Origin of the sequence: Mycetohabitans sp. B46, assembly GCF_037389205.1 — a bacterium.
GTDB lineage: Bacteria > Pseudomonadota > Gammaproteobacteria > Burkholderiales > Burkholderiaceae > Mycetohabitans.
Genome location: NZ_JADBGL010000001.1, coordinates 253,117 through 268,389, shown reverse-complemented (window position 1 = coordinate 268,389; position 15,273 = coordinate 253,117). Strand labels below are relative to the sequence as shown.

Below are 15,273 nucleotides of genomic sequence, written 5' to 3'. Positions count from 1 at the left end.
TTGCCGCGATCCAGTGTGGCTAACCAGAGTGGGGCACGCGTTGCGCCGCGTGCCTAACCGAGCAGCGCGTCGGCGAATTCAGCGGCGACGAACGGTTGCAGGTCCTCGACCTTCTCGCCAACGCCGATGAAATATACCGGCACTGGACGTTGGCGCGCGATTGCGGCCAAGATGCCGCCCTTGGCAGTACCGTCTAGCTTCGTGACGATGAGTCCTGTCAATCCCAGCGCCTCGTCGAACGCCTTCACTTGGGCCAGCGCGTTTTGGCCGGTATTGGCATCGAGCACTAGCAGTATTTCGTGCGGGGCGCCGTCCATCGCCTTGCCGATCACCCGCTTGACCTTGCGCAACTCCTCCATCAGATGCAACTGGGTTGGCAAGCGTCCGGCGGTGTCCGCCATCAGCACGTCGATGCCGCGCGCACGCGCGGCGCCGACCGCGTCGAAGATCACCGCGGCCGGGTCACCGCTTTCCTGCTGGATCACAGCGACGTTGTTGCGCTGGCCCCAGATCACCAACTGTTCGCGCGCGGCAGCGCGGAACGTGTCGCCGGCGGCCAGCATCACCGACTGGTTAAACGACTGCAGGTGCTTGGCGAGCTTACCGATGCTCGTCGTCTTGCCGGCCCCATTGACGCCGGCAATCATCATCACTAGCGGTTGTGCGCGGCCCAGCACCATCGATTGCTCAAGCGGCTCCAGCAACTCGATCAACAGCGTGCGCAGCGCCGCCTTGACCTGCTGTGCATCAGTCAGTCGTTCACTGCGGACCTTCTGGCGCAACGCATCGAGCAGGTAAGTGGTGGCGTCCACACCGGCATCAGCCATCAATAATGCGGTCTCGAGTTCCTCGAACAGCGCCTCGTCGACCTTCACGCCAATGAAAATGCCGGTCAGGCTCGAGCTGGTCTTGGTCAGCCCCGATTTCAGCCGGCTGAGCCACGAGCGCTTGGCGGCCGGCTCGGGCGCAGGGGGCGGCACAATCTCGACGATCTCTTCGCCTGCGTCGCCGACGGGCTGCTGCGTGGCGGTTCCGGCGGGCTTGGCGGGTACGGGTGGCGATGCCATGCTGGACGCGGATCGGGCCGAGACTCCCGCAAAGGGTGCCGGGGCTGCAGACGGGGTGGTGTTGGGTGAGACGACGGGTGCTGCAGGGGCCGTGACGGCTGGCGGGGGGGATGACGCTGGCGCAGCGGCCGCAGTTGGCGAATTAACGGGCACTGGTGAAGCCGCGGGCGCGTCAGCGCCAGCACGCGTGGATGGCGCCGCAGATGCCGGCGAAAGCGCCGGTGCTGGCGAAGCCACGGGTGAGGATGACATCCCAGATGCTGATGAGGTTGCCGGTTGGACTGATCCTGCCGGCTGCGCTGGTCCGACAGAGGAGGGCACGGGCCCTGGCGCGCCGATCGCACCCAGCGTGCCGTTTGGCGCCGCGTTAGAGGCCGATGCCGGTGGCGGTGGTGCGGCAGGTGCAGTGAATGCGGCAGGTGCAGCGGGTGCAGCAGATGCGGCAGGTGCAGCGGGTGCGGCAGGTGCGGCAGGTGCGGCAGGTGCGACAGATGCAGTCGGCGCGACAGGCGCACTACACGTTTCGGACGCGTCCGGAGCGGCTGGCGTGCCGGACGGGGTGGTTTGTGAGGCGGAATCCGCTACGGGCGTGTCTTGCTTCTGGCTGGACGAATCGCCCTTCCTGAATCGTTTGAAAAAGCTGAACATGGTTCGCAATGTGGGCGGTGCGTGCGCCGCGGGCGGGCGACGTCGGGGCCGGCAACGGGGCACCGGCGGCAGATTGGACATTCTAGCAGAGCGCCGCATGTGCTTCTAAGCTTGCGCGCCGGCTATGGTAAGGTGGCCTTTTCCCAACCTCGGCGCGGGAGGATGGCTGGCTGCGCGCGGCGACGGCGGCTGTTCCCGCGTCATGACAGCCTAATGGAATGAATCGATGAGCCATTCGTCCCGCACGCGCGCCCGTACCTCGTTTGCCGCCCCCGCGGGTCCGCAAACGCGTGCCGCCGGTGCCGCAGCATCGCGCCGCGTTGCCGCGACGCGTCACGCGCCGCACCAGGTCCGCCTCATCGGCGGCATCTGGAAACGTACGCCGCTGCCAGTCCTCGATCTGGCGGGGCTCAGACCGACGCCAGACCGTGTGCGCGAAACCTTGTTTAACTGGCTGGGTCAGCAGCTCGATGGCCTGGTGTGCCTAGACCTATTCGCCGGCACCGGGGCGCTCGGCTTCGAAGCCGCGTCGCGCGGCGCGCAACGTGTGGTGATGGTCGAGCGCGATGCGCGCGCGGCTGCGCAACTAGGCGCGATTCGGCAAAAATTGGATGCGCAGGCGATCGACATCGTGCAGGCCGATGCGTTGCGGCTGGCGGCCGGCCTCGCGCCGGCGGGGTTCGATATCGTGTTTCTCGACCCGCCGTTCGATGCCGACCTGCTTGGACGTGTGCTGACGCTTGTGTTGCCGCTGGTGGCGCCCGGCGGTGCAATCTATGTCGAATCTGGTGCGCCATTGGCTGCGGTGCTGGACGCTCAAGCGCAGCAGGGCGTCGCCGCCACGCCCGGCTGGCCGTCGCTGCAGGGATGGCGCATCGTACGCCACGCGCGCGCCGGCGCGGTGCATTATCATTTGCTGCGGCGCGAAAATAGTGAATAATGCGCGTTCCCAAAACGAGCTGGCGGCGTTTTCCCGCGACGTCACGCCGGCCACCGCTGTACTGGTCCTGCTTGCCGCCGGGCATGGTGGAGGCGAGTGCCGGCGCTACCGCGCATTGTGCCGCCGGCTTGTTAAGCGAGAGGAGAATATGTCATGGTAGTCGCGGTCTATCCCGGTACATTCGATCCGCTTACCCGCGGTCATGAAGATCTTGTGCGCCGTGCCTCCAGCATTTTTGACACGCTGGTGGTCGGGGTGGCTGACAGTCGCAACAAAAAGCCGTTTTTCTCGTTGCAAGAGCGCTTGGACATTGCGCAGGAGGTGTTGAGTCACTATCCCAACGTGAAAGTGATGAGTTTCTCGGGGCTGCTCAAGGACTTTGTCCGTGCCAACAATGCCCGGGTCATCGTGCGCGGCCTGCGTGCTGTGTCGGACTTCGAATATGAGTTCCAGATGGCGGGCATGAACCGCTACCTGCTGCCGGACGTCGAAACAATGTTCATGACGCCGTCGGATCAATACCAGTTCATTTCTGGCACGATCGTGCGGGAAATTGCGCAATTAGGCGGTGATGTCAGCAAGTTCGTGTTTCCTTCAGTGGAAAGGTGGCTCAAGGACAAGGTCGCTAGCATGGAGGCTGGGACACCGCGAGCTGCGGTTGGCGGTTGAGGACCGCCGACGCCAATTGGCGCCGCGGCAGCAGCGAGAGTGTCGAAGAAGCACGGCTTATCGCGTCTGGCTCGGACGCTACGTCGCAACGATGCCGACCCGAGGAGCAGGCCGGAAAAAGTTATAATATATTGTTTTTTCTCGGAAAGTTGGTGGGTCGTATGGCTTTGATGATTACCGACGAGTGCATCAATTGCGACGTCTGCGAGCCCGAGTGCCCGAACGGCGCGATTTCGATGGGGCCGGAAATTTATCTGATCGATCCGAATCACTGCACCGAGTGCGTCGGTCATTTCGACGAGCCGCAGTGCGTCCAGGTGTGTCCCGTCGAGTGCATCCCGGTGAACCCTGAGCGGGTTGAGACCCGTGAGCAGCTTATGGACAAGTATCGCGCGCTGATGGCGGCCGATCAGCGCGCCGACGGCGAATGCTGAGCCACTCCGCGCCAGTCCCATCACCCTGTGCCGCCGTTGCGGCCACGCCACTCTAGCGTGCTTAAGCGCGGTGCAGTTGCATCATCGCGCGTTCCATCTCCCCACTGACGATCAACGGCATCACCGCGAGACTTTTGTCGGTGGCTGTGTCAATGAGTTGCTGTTCCTCCTTGCGCGGCGGTTTCAGCACAAAATTGACCACGTCGGGTTTGGCGCCCACGCGCGCGCCCTCCGAAATCAGGTCCCGCGGATGGCCGATGCCGATACGCAGACGCCAATATTGCTGCGTCGACAGATGAGCGGAAATATCCTTCAAGCCGTTGTGTCCGCCACTGCCACCGCCCAGCTTGAGTTTCGCGACGCCCGGCGGCAAATCCAACTCATCATGAACGACAAGGATGGATTGGGGCAGGATCCTGAAGAACTGTGCCACGGCCACCACGGACAACCCGGACCGGTTCATGAACGTTTGGGGTTGCAGCAAGTGAATTTCCCCGCCGTGCAGACGCGTTTTCGCATAGGCGCCGTGAAAGCGCCGTTCGTCGCGCAGCGTGGCGCCTGCTTCGTGGGCGAGCTGGTCGATGAACCAGAATCCTGCGTTGTGCCGCGTGGCCGCATATTCGGCGCCTGGATTGCCAAGTCCGACGATCAACTTGATCATGACGGTCGTGCCGCTCGTGAATTCGGTTAAAAAACCCGCCGGGCATGGCCTCGGCGGGTTACTTCGTCCCGCTGATCCGACTTCGTCGCATCGTACCAGCGGATCGAGAGGATCGATTCTATGATGTGACGGGCACGCAGTGCTGCGTCCCCGTATGCAGTGTCTGTACCGCGTTATGCGGCCGACGTCCCGCCTTCCGACGATTCACCTGCTTCGTCCGCGACCGCGCCCGCAGGCAGCGTCGCTGATACGATCACCGGGTTTTCCTGCTCGACGTGCGGCGTCAGTTCAACACCGGCCGGCAGCTTGACATCCTTCGCGTGCAACGACTGGTTCAACTCGAAGTTGGCCAGATCGACTTCGATGAACTCGGGCAGGTTGCCCGGCAGGCACGATACTTCGATTTCGTTCAGCACGTGCGTGATCACGCCGCCACCGAGCTTCACCGCCGGTGAGCCTTCCTGGTTCATATAGTGCAGCGGAACTTTCACCGTGATCTTCGTCTTTGCGTCGACACGCTGGAAGTCCACGTGCAACACCAGCCGACGGAACGGGTGGTACTGCACGTCGCGCAGCAGCACTTGTTCGGTCGCACCGGCGATCTCGAGATCGAGAATCGACGAATGGAACGCTTCCTTGTTCAGCGCGTGGTACAGCGCATTATGGTCCAACTCGATCAACTTCGGTTCGGTGCCAGCGCCGTACACGATTCCCGGCGTCTTGCCGGCATTGCGCAGGCGGCGGCTCGCACCCGTTCCCTGCTGGCTACGTTCGAAAGCGACTACTTTCATATTGTCTCTCCAATGACTGCCCGCGACCAGGCAGTGGGTCCGGGCAAACTGCCCGGGTCATCAAAACGGGGCCGTCGAATCCGGCACGGATCCAGTCGGCCCCGAAATACGCGGCGCGCGTTCGTGGCTGCGCACCGCGGGCCGGCAGCGCCACTCGAGGGCGGCCTTGCCGGAATACAGCCAGGCTCAATGCTCGGCGAACAGCGACATCACCGAGTCGCCGCGACGAATCCGCGAGAACGTTTCAGCCAGCAGGCCGGCGCATGACAATGCACGAATCCGCGAGCATTCCAGTGCGTCCTTGCCTAGCGGAATCGTGTCCGTCACGACCAGCTCGTCGAGCGCCGAGTCCGCGATGCGCTGGATTGCGCCACCGGACAGCACTGGGTGCGTTGCATACGCGAACACTTTCTTCGCGCCGCGCTCCTTCAGCACTTGTGCGGCCTTGCATAGCGTGCCGGCGGTGTCGACCATGTCGTCCATGATCACGCAAGTGCGACCCTCGACTTCGCCGATGATGTTCATTACCTCGGCGACGTTTGCCTTCGGGCGGCGTTTGTCGATGATCGCCAAATCGGTGTTCAGCTGCTTTGCCAGCGCGCGCGCGCGTACCACGCCGCCGACGTCCGGCGACACGACCAGCAGGTCATCGTACGCTTGCTTGCGCAGGTCGCCGAGCAGCACCGGCGTCGCGTAGATGTTGTCAACCGGAATATCGAAGAAGCCTTGGATCTGATCGGCGTGCAGATCCATCGTGATGATCCGTTCGACACCGGCGATTTCCAGCATGTTGGCGACGACCTTCGCAGAGATCGCGACGCGCGCCGAACGCGGGCGGCGGTCCTGCCGCGCATAGCCGAAGTATGGGATGGCCGCCGTGATCCGTCCGGCCGATGCGCGCTTGAGCGCGTCGACCATAATCATCAACTCCATCAGGTTGTCGTTCGTCGGCGCGCAGGTCGACTGCAAGACGAACACATCCTTGCCCCGGACGTTCTCCTGGATCTCGACCTGGATTTCTCCGTCCGAGAAGCGGCTGACCATCGCTTTGCCAAGAGGGATACCCAGGGTTTTGACGACTTCCTGCGCAAGCGAAGGATTCGCATTGCCAGTAAATACCATCAGGCCGTCACTGTTCATCGTGCACCTGCTACTCGGGGGGCGTGGCATGGGATGGAGCGTGTGGCGCCAGGGCAAGATCATGCCCGCGCTATGGGTAACTGGCAGGGGAGGAAGGACTCGAACCCTCGAATGCCGGAATCAAAATCCGGTGCCTTAACCAACTTGGCGACTCCCCTACACGAACCGTCTGCCTGGCCGGGACTCTCGTACCCGACGCGGCGAAACCTTTTATGACGCGAAAGTGTACAGTGGATGGCGGTCCAGGCTTGATGCTATCGCACTTTGCCAGCCGACGGGGAGCTTTGCTTGCGCCAACTCCGCTTCCGCCCTGCTGGGAAATGCTGCGAATACACTCGCACCCGATCCCGTCATACGTGCGTGCGCGATTGTCGAAAACCAATCCAACACTTGCGCCACTTCTGCGTATTTTCCTGCGACAACCGGCTGCATGTCGTTTCGGCCAAAATGATCTGGCCAACCCGCTTCGCTTGCCGTATTGTCCTCGGCGATGTTTTGCCGTGCAAGAAAGTCCATAATTGTGATGCGTTTGGTGTCTCTTGTCAATGCATCAGAGCGGAAAATTTCAGCAGTTGGCACATGCACCGCGGGTTTAACCACCAGGAACGTGCGCGCCGGCAGTTGAACCGGTTGCAGTTGCTCGCCCACGCCTTGCGCAAATGCATTGCGCCCGAACACGAAGAACGGCACGTCGGCGCCCAGTTCTAGTGCCAGGGCTTGCAGCGTCGCACGCGGCAGATGTAGCCGCCACAGCCGGTTCAACGCGAGCAGTGTAGTTGCCGCATCCGAGCTGCCGCCGCCAATGCCGGCCCCCATTGGCAAGCGCTTGTCGATGTCGATCTCCACACCGTAGCGGCAACCGCTGTGCTGCTGCAGCAGCTTCGCCGCTCGAACGCTTAGATCGGCCTGCTCGGGGACCCCGTCCAGTGGCCGCAGGTGGCGCACCATGCCATCGTCGCGGCGCCGGAAATGCAGCATGTCGCTCCAGTCCAGCAACTGGAACACCGTCTGCAGTTCGTGGTACCCGTCCTCGCGGCGGCCGGTCACATGTAGGAAAAGATTCAGCTTCGCAGGGGCTGCGCAGTCGCGCAGCATGTCTTCGGTTTCAGTCATGGGAGCTCATCGCGCCGTGCAGGCCCGTGCGCGGCTTATTGGTCCAGTACGAGCTTGACCGACAGCGGTGGCGTTTGCCGCGTCAGGTTCACGCGCTTGACGCGGCTTGCCGGCGCGTCGGCGTACGCCAGGTATTCAATCGTCCAGCCGTCCTGCTCGACGCGGCTCAGGCGGCCGGCGCTGTCAGTCGAAGTCGACGCGCGCGCGTCTGGCGACACGGACGACTGCAACCAGTAGCGTAGCCCTTCGACCGGCAGTGAGAAGCCCAGCGTGCCCTGCATTAGCTCGGATACGCTCGGTGCCGTCTGTAGCGCCTTGTTGGGCAACTCGAGGGTGGCCAATCCTGGGGCCGACGCGATGATGGCCAGCGTCTGACCGAGCGGGCTGAGCAATTGCAGCTTGACGGTCTGGCCGGTTTCCTGCCAATCGAAATTGCCATACGCGTTGCGCGGCTGCCCATTCTGGTCCTCGTAGCTGACCGCGAAGCGTCCATAGTATGCGTGCACAGTTTGCCTGGCCTGCGCGTCGCCTGTGCCGACACCGGGCGCAGTGGGCCGCTGTGGCGTCGCGCAGGCGGCCAGCAGTGCAGCGAGCCCGAGTGCGCCACACCAGTGGCGCATGGCGCGCGGCTGCCGCGGGCCGCTAGCGGCGCCGCGCAACACGCGGCGAACAGACGAGACACGACGAGCAGACCGGGCGCGCACGCCGGCCAGTAGCGCAATTCGGTTCATCACAGGTCGTCGATCTGGAAACGTTTCAGCGTCTTGACCAGCGTGTCGTTGTGCGGTTCCAGTTTCCGTGCGTCGCGCCACGCCGCGCGGGCCTGGTCGCGATCGCCGTTTTCCCACAGCACCTCGCCCAGATGCGCGCCGATCTCCGCGTTCGGCTGCAAGTCGTACGCGCGACGCAGCACCTTCACCGCATCAGCCTTGTCGCCGAGCCGATACTTGATCCAGCCGACGCTGTCCATGATGAACGCATCGTTCGGTGCCAACGACAATGCTTTCTCGATCAGCTTATAGGCTTCGTCCAGCCGCTGGTTGCGGTCCGCGAGCGAATAGCCGAGTGCGTTATAAGCCTGTGGGTTCTCCGGTTGCAGCCGGATCAAATCGCGCAATTGCTTTTCCATTACGTCGTAGTGACCGCTGCGCTCGGCTGCCATCGCGTAGTCGTAGACCAGGTCCGGATCGTCCGGGAACGCCTTGGCCGCTTGCGCGAGCCGCGCCTCGGCCTCGGCATAGCGCTTGGCGTCGAACAGGATCGCGCTGTCGATACGCGCGAGCAGCGCCGCTTCGCGTGGCGCCGTCGGCTTGAGTCCGGCGAGCAGGTTGCGCGCGTCGTCGAGCTTGCCGTCGCGGGCGATGATCTGCGCGCGTGTGATCTGCCCCGCCAGATGTTGCGTACTGCCGGGGGAGATCTTGTCCAGCCATTGCGACGCAGCCTGGTTGTCCTTTTGCTCAAGCGCGATTTGCGCCAGATAGATGTATGCCTGGCCCGGATCGGCGTTTGGCTGGCTTTGTGCGGCCGCGACGTAGCGTTGCAAATATTGCTTCGCGCTTGGCCAGTGCCGCTGCTGGATCTCAATCAGCGCAAGCGCCATCAACGGCAGCAGGTCGTGGCTGTCGTCATTGGCCAATCGCGTGAACTCGACCTTCGCGTCGTCCAGCTGGTCGCCGGCCAGATATAACTGGGCGAGCGACATCCGCGCCTCGCGCGCCTGCGGATTCTTCCGCACGTATTGCGACAGCCGCTGCGTGGCCTCCGCGCGATCCTGCGGGCCGAGTTGCGCGAGCAGCAGCACCGCGGGCAGGAAGTCGGGCTTTTCCTTCAGCGCGACTTGCAGCGACTGGCGCGCGCCATCGCGGTCCTGCGCAAGCGCCTGCTGCCGGGCGATCGCGTAGTTCGCCTCTGGCTTATCCATGTCGTGACGCAACAAATTCTGCAGCACATGCAGGCCCGAGGTACGGTTCGGGCCGCGCGCCAGCAGCATTTGCAGCCCGATCAGCGCATTGGCGCGATTATCCGGCGCGACCTTCGCCAATTGCTGTTCCAGCAGCGGCTTAGCTTCCTCGGGTTTGCCAGCCAGCACCAGCAGCGAGGCATCAATTTGCGCGGCACGGTCCGACTGGGGCGCGTACTGTTGCCACAGGTGTGCCGCGTTCATCGCGTCGACCGGGCTTTGCGCAAGCAGCGCGATTTCTGTGGCGCGCTGCGCGAAGCGCGGATCCGTCGTGTCGCGGGCCAATGCCAGATAAGTTTGGTAGGCCGGCGCGGGCTGGTTGCGCTGCAGGGCGATCTCGGCGGCTAGCACCTGGTAAACCACCTGACTCGTCAGCGGCAGGCGCGGCAGCGCCTTCTGCTCATCGGGCGTTGGCGTGCTGATGATATCGGTCAACTCCGGCGAGTCGTTGTCCTGCGCGGTGGCGGGCCGTGCGAGCACGAGCGAGACGGCGAGCAACACGGCCGCCGCCGCCGGGCGCGCCGGGCCCCGGTGGAGCAGCTTGGCAAGAAGCAGGTTCATGGAAATCCAGTCAATGTTTCGATGGATTGTAACGCGGTGGCTACAATAGCGGGCGTGGACCACGGTGTGTCCACCCGCCTGCCTGTTAGACATGCCAGAACTGCCGGAAGTTGAAGTGACGCGACGCGGAATCGAACCGTATGTCGCTGGACGACGCGTGCAGCGCGTCGAGGTGCGCAATTTCGCGCTGCGCTGGCCGGTGCCAGCCACGCTGGCGCGCGAGCTTGAGCAACGTGTGATCCACAAAGTGGAACGGCGTGGCAAGTACTTGCTGTTCGAGCTGGACGACGGATGGCTCATCGTGCACCTGGGGATGACCGGCACGCTGCGCGTGCTGCGCAACCTGCCCGCGTTGCCGCCCGCCGCTCAGCACGATCATATCGACTGGGTCTTCGATGAGTTCGTGATGCGCTTTCGTGACCCGCGCCGCTTCGGTGCGGTGTTGTGGCACCCGCGCGCGTCGGGCGGCGTGCTCGAGCATCCTTTACTAGCCAGCCTTGGAGTCGAGCCCTTTTCGAGCGCGTTTTCGGGCACGCTGCTGCATCGCCGCACGCGCGGGCGTACGGTGTCGATCAAGCAGGCGCTGATGGCTGGCGACATTGTCGTCGGTGTGGGCAACATCTATGCATCCGAGAGCCTGTTTCGTGCCGGCATTCGGCCGAGTACGCCGGCGGGACGCGTGTCGCTGCCGCGCTATGAACGGCTGGCCGACGCCATTCGCGCGACACTGGCGGCGGCAATCGACAAAGGTGGCAGTACGTTGCGCGACTTTGTCGGCAGCCACGGCGAGAGCGGTTATTTCCAGCTCGACTATTTCGTCTATGATCGGGCCGGCCTGCCTTGTCATGCCTGCGGCGTGCCGATCCGGCACATCGTGCAAGGGCAGCGCTCGACCTATTACTGCACGCGCTGCCAGCGCTAAATCGATCCCTTGGAGGCCAACATAGAACCCGCTGATTTCGCGCCGCGCCTGATTGCATGGCAGCGCACGCATGGGCGGCATGAGCTGCCGTGGCAGCGCAGCCGGGACCCGTATCGAGTCTGGCTGTCGGAGATCATGCTGCAGCAGACGCAGGTCTCGACGGTGATTCCGTATTATTCGAGGTTCCTCGCACGCTTTCCGCACGTTCACGCATTGGCAGCTGCCGCGGCTGACGACGTGATGGCGCTATGGAGTGGACTGGGGTACTACACTCGCGCGCGCAACCTGCACCGGTGCGCGCAGGTCGTCGTCCAGCAGTATGGCGGCGTGTTCCCGCAGACCGTGGAGCAACTTGCGGCACTGCCGGGGATTGGCCGCTCGACGGCGGCGGCAATTGCTGCATTCTCGTTTGGTGTGCGCTCGCCAATCCTAGACGGCAATGTCAAGCGCGTGCTCGCGAGGATTTTCGGGATTGACGGCTTTCCGGGCGACAAGCGCGTGGAGAAAGCGATGTGGGCGCTGGCCGAGTCGTTGCTGCCGGCGTCCGGCGAGGCGTCCGAGGGCATACGCCAGTACGAGGGTGCGCCGGTCGAGCCAATCGTGGCGTATACGCAAGGACTGATGGACTTGGGGGCGACGCTGTGCGTACGGGGCCGGCCCGATTGCGGCCGCTGCCCGTTTGCGCACGCGTGCGTGGCCCATCTGACGGGCCGGCAGCGCGAACTGCCGGCCGCTAGGCCCAGAAAGGCCGTGCCGACGCGCCGCACGATGATGCTGGTGCTGCGCAGTGCCGATCAGGTGTTGCTCGAAAAACGCCCGCCGTTGGGCATCTGGGGCGGGCTCTGGAGCCTGCCCGAGGCGCCGGACACGGACGCGCTTGCCGCGCGCGCGGCGCAACTCGGCGGTGTGCCGGTCGTGCTGACGCCGCTTGCCTCGCTGGCACACACGTTCACGCATTTTCGCCTTGAAATCGAGCCGCGGCTTGCGCAACTGGTGGGCGAGCCGCGGGCCGCCGTGCGCGACGCACAGGCGGACACGGCATGGGTGCGGCTGGATGCCATCGGCGACTATGGCCTGCCCGCGCCGGTGCGCAAGCTGCTCAATGCGCTGGACGGAACGTTGTTGTAGTCTGGGCTACAGCAGTTGGTGCTGCAGCATGTAGTGATGCACGACGTCGATCCGCGCGCCGGCATCGAGGACTTCCATCAGTTTTTGCCGCGCGCGCACGGAGATCGGCAGGACTTCGGCAAGCCGGTTGGATACCCAGCTCGGATCGTCGAACGCGTACGGCTCGATGAAGGGCAAATTGCCCAGATCACGCTCGGACAGCGTGGCGACGATCCGCTCAAGCACCTCTGCGCACGCGCCGAACTTCGCGATGCGCTCGTCGCCGCTCAGCGAGCGGTCTTCGGGCAGCAACTGCACCTGGCCGCGCAGCAAGCCGTCGGGCTCGGTCCGATGCGACAACAACCGGAAGCGGCGCGTGCCTCGGGCGCGGATATGCATCAAGCCGAAACGCTCCACGTCACAATCGACGATTTCGGCCAGGCAGCCGATCGATTCGGGCACCGGCGGATCATCCGGCTGGATCACCTCGCTGCCGCTCTTGAGTAGGCATACGCCAAACGGCGCATGATTGCGCAGGCAGTCGCGGGTCATGTCCTGGTAGCGGGCCTCGAACACCTTCAACGGCAGCAGGCCACCAGGAAACAGCACCGTGCGCAACGGGAACAGAGGCAGCTCGGCAGGGGTATCGGATGAGACGGTTGGCATACGTTTCGTGCTCGGTTGGCGCGGCTAGCCGGGCGCTCGGGCCGATGTGCTGGCAAACGGCGCGCTACCACCGTGCGCGCTGGCGATCTCGCGATGCCGCACCAGCACGTTTGCATCGCTCGCGAAGCGCGCGGCGAGTGCTTCGGCAATGTAGACGGAGCGATGCTGCCCGCCGGTGCAGCCGATCGCCACGGTTAGGTACGCGCGATTGTCGTCGCGGAAATGCGGCAGCCACTTGGACAGGTACTCGGCGATATCGTCGATCATCGCGCCGACCAGCGGCGTGGCGGCAAGAAAGTCGATCACAGGCGGATCGAGCCCCGTCAGCGGCCGCAGATCCTGATCGTAATAGGGGTTGGGCAGGGTCCGCACGTCGAATACCAGATCGGCGTCCAGCGGAATGCCACGCTTGAAGCCGAACGACTGGAACATCAGCGCGAGACCGGTCTGGTCGTGTTCGATGAACTGCTTGACCCAGGCGCGCAGCGTGTTGGCGCGCAGGCTGCTGGTGTCGATCTGGTGTCCGAATTCCGCTAGATTGGCCACTAGCTCTCGTTCGTGCTCGATCGCATCGGCCAGCGAAGCCTGCGTGCCATCGAGCGCGTCGTTCGCCATTGACGCGGACAGCGGGTGCTTGCGGCGCGTCTCGGAGAACCGCTGGATCAGTGCTTGCGTGCTCGCATTCAAGAACAGCACGCGAACATCGTGGGTGCGGCCGAGTGCACGGATGATTTCCGGCATTTCGTCCAGCGAGCGGGCCGAGCGCGCGTCGATCGCGACGCCGAGCCGCGCCTGGCCCTCCCGGGACAGGAATGCCACGAGTTCCGGCAGAAACCGTGGCGGCAGATTGTCGACGCAGTAGTAGCCGGCATCCTCGAGCGCCGCGAGTGCCACCGATTTGCCAGACCCGGACATGCCGGTGATCAGGATGATTCGCATCGAGTCAGGGTTCATGCGTTTCATCATAGCAGCGCCGCAGCGCTTCGGGCCGCTTCAGATCAGCTTGCCTGGAAATTGTCCGTCCGGATCCTGCATGGCGAGCCGCTGGCGCTCCATAAAATCACGTAACGTATCGATGCCGCGCAATTGCAGAATCGTATTGCGCACGGCAGCTTCGACCAGCACGGCGAGGTTGCGGCCGGCCGCAACCTGGATCGTGACTTTGGTGATCGGCAAGCCTAGTACGTCAACCGTCTGACTTTCTAGCGGCAGGCGTTGGAATTCACCGTCGGGGCGGCGCACCAGTTGCACGATCAGCTTGAGCTTCATTTTTCGACGCACCGCGGTTTCGCCGAAAATCGTCTTGATGTCGAGTAGCCCGAGGCCACGCACCTCCAGCAGGTTCTGCAGCAGCGGCGGGCAGCGGCCTTCGACGAAATCTGGGCCGAGCCGCACGAAGTCGACCGCATCGTCCGCAACTAGTCCATGGCCGCGGCTGATTAACTCCAGCCCCAACTCGCTCTTGCCTAGCCCCGAGTCGCCGGTCAGCAGTACCCCCATGCCGAGGATGTCGAGGAACACGCCGTGCAGCGTTGCGCGCGGTGCCAGGATACGCGACATATACAGCCGTAAGCTGTCGATCACGGCGGCGGCGGACATCGGCGTAGTGAACAGCGGCGTCGAGGAGCGCGTGCAGCGAAGCACCAACTCCGGCGGCGCTGCCACGCCGCCGGCCACAACCAGGAACGGCGGTTCAAGGGCGATCAGCTCGGCCATGTTGCGCGAGCGATCCTCATCGCTTTGCCGCTGGTAGTAGTTGACCTCGGCTTCGCCCAGCACCTGAATCCGGTTCGGATGGATCAGGTTCAAGTGGCCGACCAGATCGGCGCTGGAGGTCGCATTGGCGACGGTTTCCGTCGAGAAACCGCGGTCCCAGCCTTCATGACCCGTCAGCCAGCTCAGCTTCAGCGAAGCGGCGTTGTCGTCGAAGATGCTTTGCGCGTTGATGCTGGACGTATCCATGGTGGCCTTCTCGGGTTGCGTCGCGCGGCGCGGCTCATCGCGGTGCGGTGCGCCTGCGCTGGAGTCCATTGTGTTGGAAGCGCACGCGTCGCGGGGATCAGGGTTGCCACTGAGTCAGCAGTTGGTGCAGCGCGCCACGGTCCGGCTCGGTGGACAGGCTCGCGCGCGCGTGCCGGTCTGATAGCAGTTGTGCGATCTCGGATAAGATTTCGAGATGTTGCTGCGTCGCCTGTTCTGGCACAAGCAGGAAGATCAGCAATTGAACCGGCTGCCCGTCCGGTGACTCGAACGGAATCGGTTCGGCAAGCCGCACGAATGCCGCCAGCGGCTGCTTCAGCCCCTTGATGCGCCCATGCGGGATCGCCACGCCTTCGCCCAGACCGGTCGAGCCGAGCCGTTCGCGCGCAAACAAGTTATCGGTGACGACGCTGCGGGCAATGCCGTTTTGATTTTCGAAGATCAGGCCGGCTTGCTCGAAAACCCGCTTCTTGCTGGTAACGGACAGACCCAGCACAACATTCTCAATTGGCAGGATTTTAGCTAAACGATTCATATAGACAGGCGAAAAGCAGTTATATCGCGCACGGGCTGTCGGCCAGCACCGAGGGCCGCGCGACGACTCACGGCAGACG

General features: G+C 63.8%; 16 protein-coding genes and 1 tRNA gene. 5 read left to right on the top strand and 12 right to left on the bottom strand.

Features of this window, described 5'->3' with window-relative positions:
* Positions 1 to 53: 53 nt before the first annotated feature.
* Positions 54 to 1,319, bottom strand: coding sequence for a signal recognition particle-docking protein FtsY (gene ftsY / locus IHE30_RS01275; protein WP_337688177.1), 1,266 nt, complete (start codon positions 1,317 to 1,319; stop codon positions 54 to 56).
* 622 nt (positions 1,320 to 1,941) lie between these two features.
* Here ftsY and rsmD point away from each other — a divergent pair.
* The 3 genes from rsmD to IHE30_RS01260 all read left to right on the top strand — a co-directional run bounded on the left by rsmD (position 1,942) and on the right by IHE30_RS01260 (position 3,758).
* Complete coding sequence (gene rsmD, locus IHE30_RS01270) at positions 1,942 to 2,655, top strand: 16S rRNA (guanine(966)-N(2))-methyltransferase RsmD (protein WP_337688176.1); 714 nt, start codon at positions 1,942 to 1,944, stop codon at positions 2,653 to 2,655.
* A gap of 153 nt (positions 2,656 to 2,808) precedes the next feature.
* Positions 2,809 to 3,324 (top strand): pantetheine-phosphate adenylyltransferase, encoded by a 516-nt coding sequence (gene coaD / locus IHE30_RS01265; RefSeq protein WP_337688174.1) that lies wholly within the window; start codon positions 2,809 to 2,811, stop codon positions 3,322 to 3,324.
* Positions 3,325 to 3,485: 161 nt separating this feature from the next.
* A complete protein-coding gene (locus IHE30_RS01260) occupies positions 3,486 to 3,758 on the top strand; it encodes a YfhL family 4Fe-4S dicluster ferredoxin (RefSeq protein WP_337688172.1) in 273 nt (90 codons plus the stop codon).
* 61 nt (positions 3,759 to 3,819) lie between these two features.
* On the opposite strand, the gene pth is transcribed toward IHE30_RS01260, so the two are convergent.
* From pth to IHE30_RS01225, 7 genes are all read right to left on the bottom strand, one after another.
* Positions 3,820 to 4,419, bottom strand: a complete 600-nt coding sequence (gene pth, locus IHE30_RS01255; RefSeq protein ID WP_337688171.1) for an aminoacyl-tRNA hydrolase — start codon at positions 4,417 to 4,419, stop codon at positions 3,820 to 3,822.
* 173 nt (positions 4,420 to 4,592) lie between these two features.
* Positions 4,593 to 5,210 (bottom strand): 50S ribosomal protein L25/general stress protein Ctc, encoded by a 618-nt coding sequence (locus IHE30_RS01250; protein WP_337688170.1) that lies wholly within the window; start codon positions 5,208 to 5,210, stop codon positions 4,593 to 4,595.
* A 186-nt stretch (positions 5,211 to 5,396) separates the two neighbouring features.
* Entirely contained in the window at positions 5,397 to 6,350 is a 954-nt protein-coding gene (locus tag IHE30_RS01245) for a ribose-phosphate pyrophosphokinase (protein WP_337688168.1), read from the bottom strand.
* 81 nt (positions 6,351 to 6,431) lie between these two features.
* Positions 6,432 to 6,508: transfer RNA gene (locus tag IHE30_RS01240), tRNA-Gln, on the bottom strand.
* Between the two features lie 52 nt (positions 6,509 to 6,560).
* Entirely contained in the window at positions 6,561 to 7,463 is a 903-nt protein-coding gene (ispE, locus tag IHE30_RS01235; RefSeq protein WP_337688167.1) for a 4-(cytidine 5'-diphospho)-2-C-methyl-D-erythritol kinase, read from the bottom strand.
* Between the two features lie 35 nt (positions 7,464 to 7,498).
* Entirely contained in the window at positions 7,499 to 8,083 is a 585-nt protein-coding gene (lolB, locus tag IHE30_RS01230) for a lipoprotein insertase outer membrane protein LolB (protein WP_337688382.1), read from the bottom strand.
* 110 nt (positions 8,084 to 8,193) lie between these two features.
* A complete protein-coding gene (locus IHE30_RS01225) occupies positions 8,194 to 9,984 on the bottom strand; it encodes a tetratricopeptide repeat protein (protein WP_337688165.1) in 1,791 nt (596 codons plus the stop codon).
* A 91-nt stretch (positions 9,985 to 10,075) separates the two neighbouring features.
* Between IHE30_RS01225 and mutM the strand changes: the two genes are divergently transcribed.
* Positions 10,076 to 10,906: a bifunctional DNA-formamidopyrimidine glycosylase/DNA-(apurinic or apyrimidinic site) lyase gene (gene mutM / locus IHE30_RS01220; protein WP_337688163.1), complete on the top strand. Its 831-nt coding sequence runs from the start codon at positions 10,076 to 10,078 to the stop codon at positions 10,904 to 10,906.
* The gene (gene mutY, locus IHE30_RS01215; protein WP_443193573.1) at positions 10,907 to 12,034 is read left to right on the top strand and encodes an A/G-specific adenine glycosylase; all 1,128 of its coding nucleotides are present in this window, start codon (positions 10,907 to 10,909) and stop codon (positions 12,032 to 12,034) included.
* A 6-nt stretch (positions 12,035 to 12,040) separates the two neighbouring features.
* Here the strand turns inward: mutY and IHE30_RS01210 are convergent, their stop codons facing one another.
* The 4 genes from IHE30_RS01210 to IHE30_RS01195 all read right to left on the bottom strand — a co-directional run bounded on the left by IHE30_RS01210 (position 12,041) and on the right by IHE30_RS01195 (position 15,194).
* Positions 12,041 to 12,679 (bottom strand): LON peptidase substrate-binding domain-containing protein, encoded by a 639-nt coding sequence (locus IHE30_RS01210; RefSeq protein WP_337688160.1) that lies wholly within the window; start codon positions 12,677 to 12,679, stop codon positions 12,041 to 12,043.
* 24 nt (positions 12,680 to 12,703) lie between these two features.
* Positions 12,704 to 13,618 carry an RNase adapter RapZ gene (gene rapZ / locus IHE30_RS01205; protein WP_337688380.1) on the bottom strand — a complete coding sequence of 305 codons (915 nt, stop codon included), beginning with the start codon at positions 13,616 to 13,618 and terminating at the stop codon, positions 12,704 to 12,706.
* Positions 13,619 to 13,672: 54 nt separating this feature from the next.
* Positions 13,673 to 14,641: an HPr(Ser) kinase/phosphatase gene (gene hprK / locus IHE30_RS01200; protein WP_337688379.1), complete on the bottom strand. Its 969-nt coding sequence runs from the start codon at positions 14,639 to 14,641 to the stop codon at positions 13,673 to 13,675.
* Positions 14,642 to 14,738: 97 nt separating this feature from the next.
* A complete protein-coding gene (locus tag IHE30_RS01195; RefSeq protein ID WP_323072966.1) occupies positions 14,739 to 15,194 on the bottom strand; it encodes a PTS sugar transporter subunit IIA in 456 nt (151 codons plus the stop codon).
* Between the last annotated feature and the right edge of the window lie 79 nt (positions 15,195 to 15,273).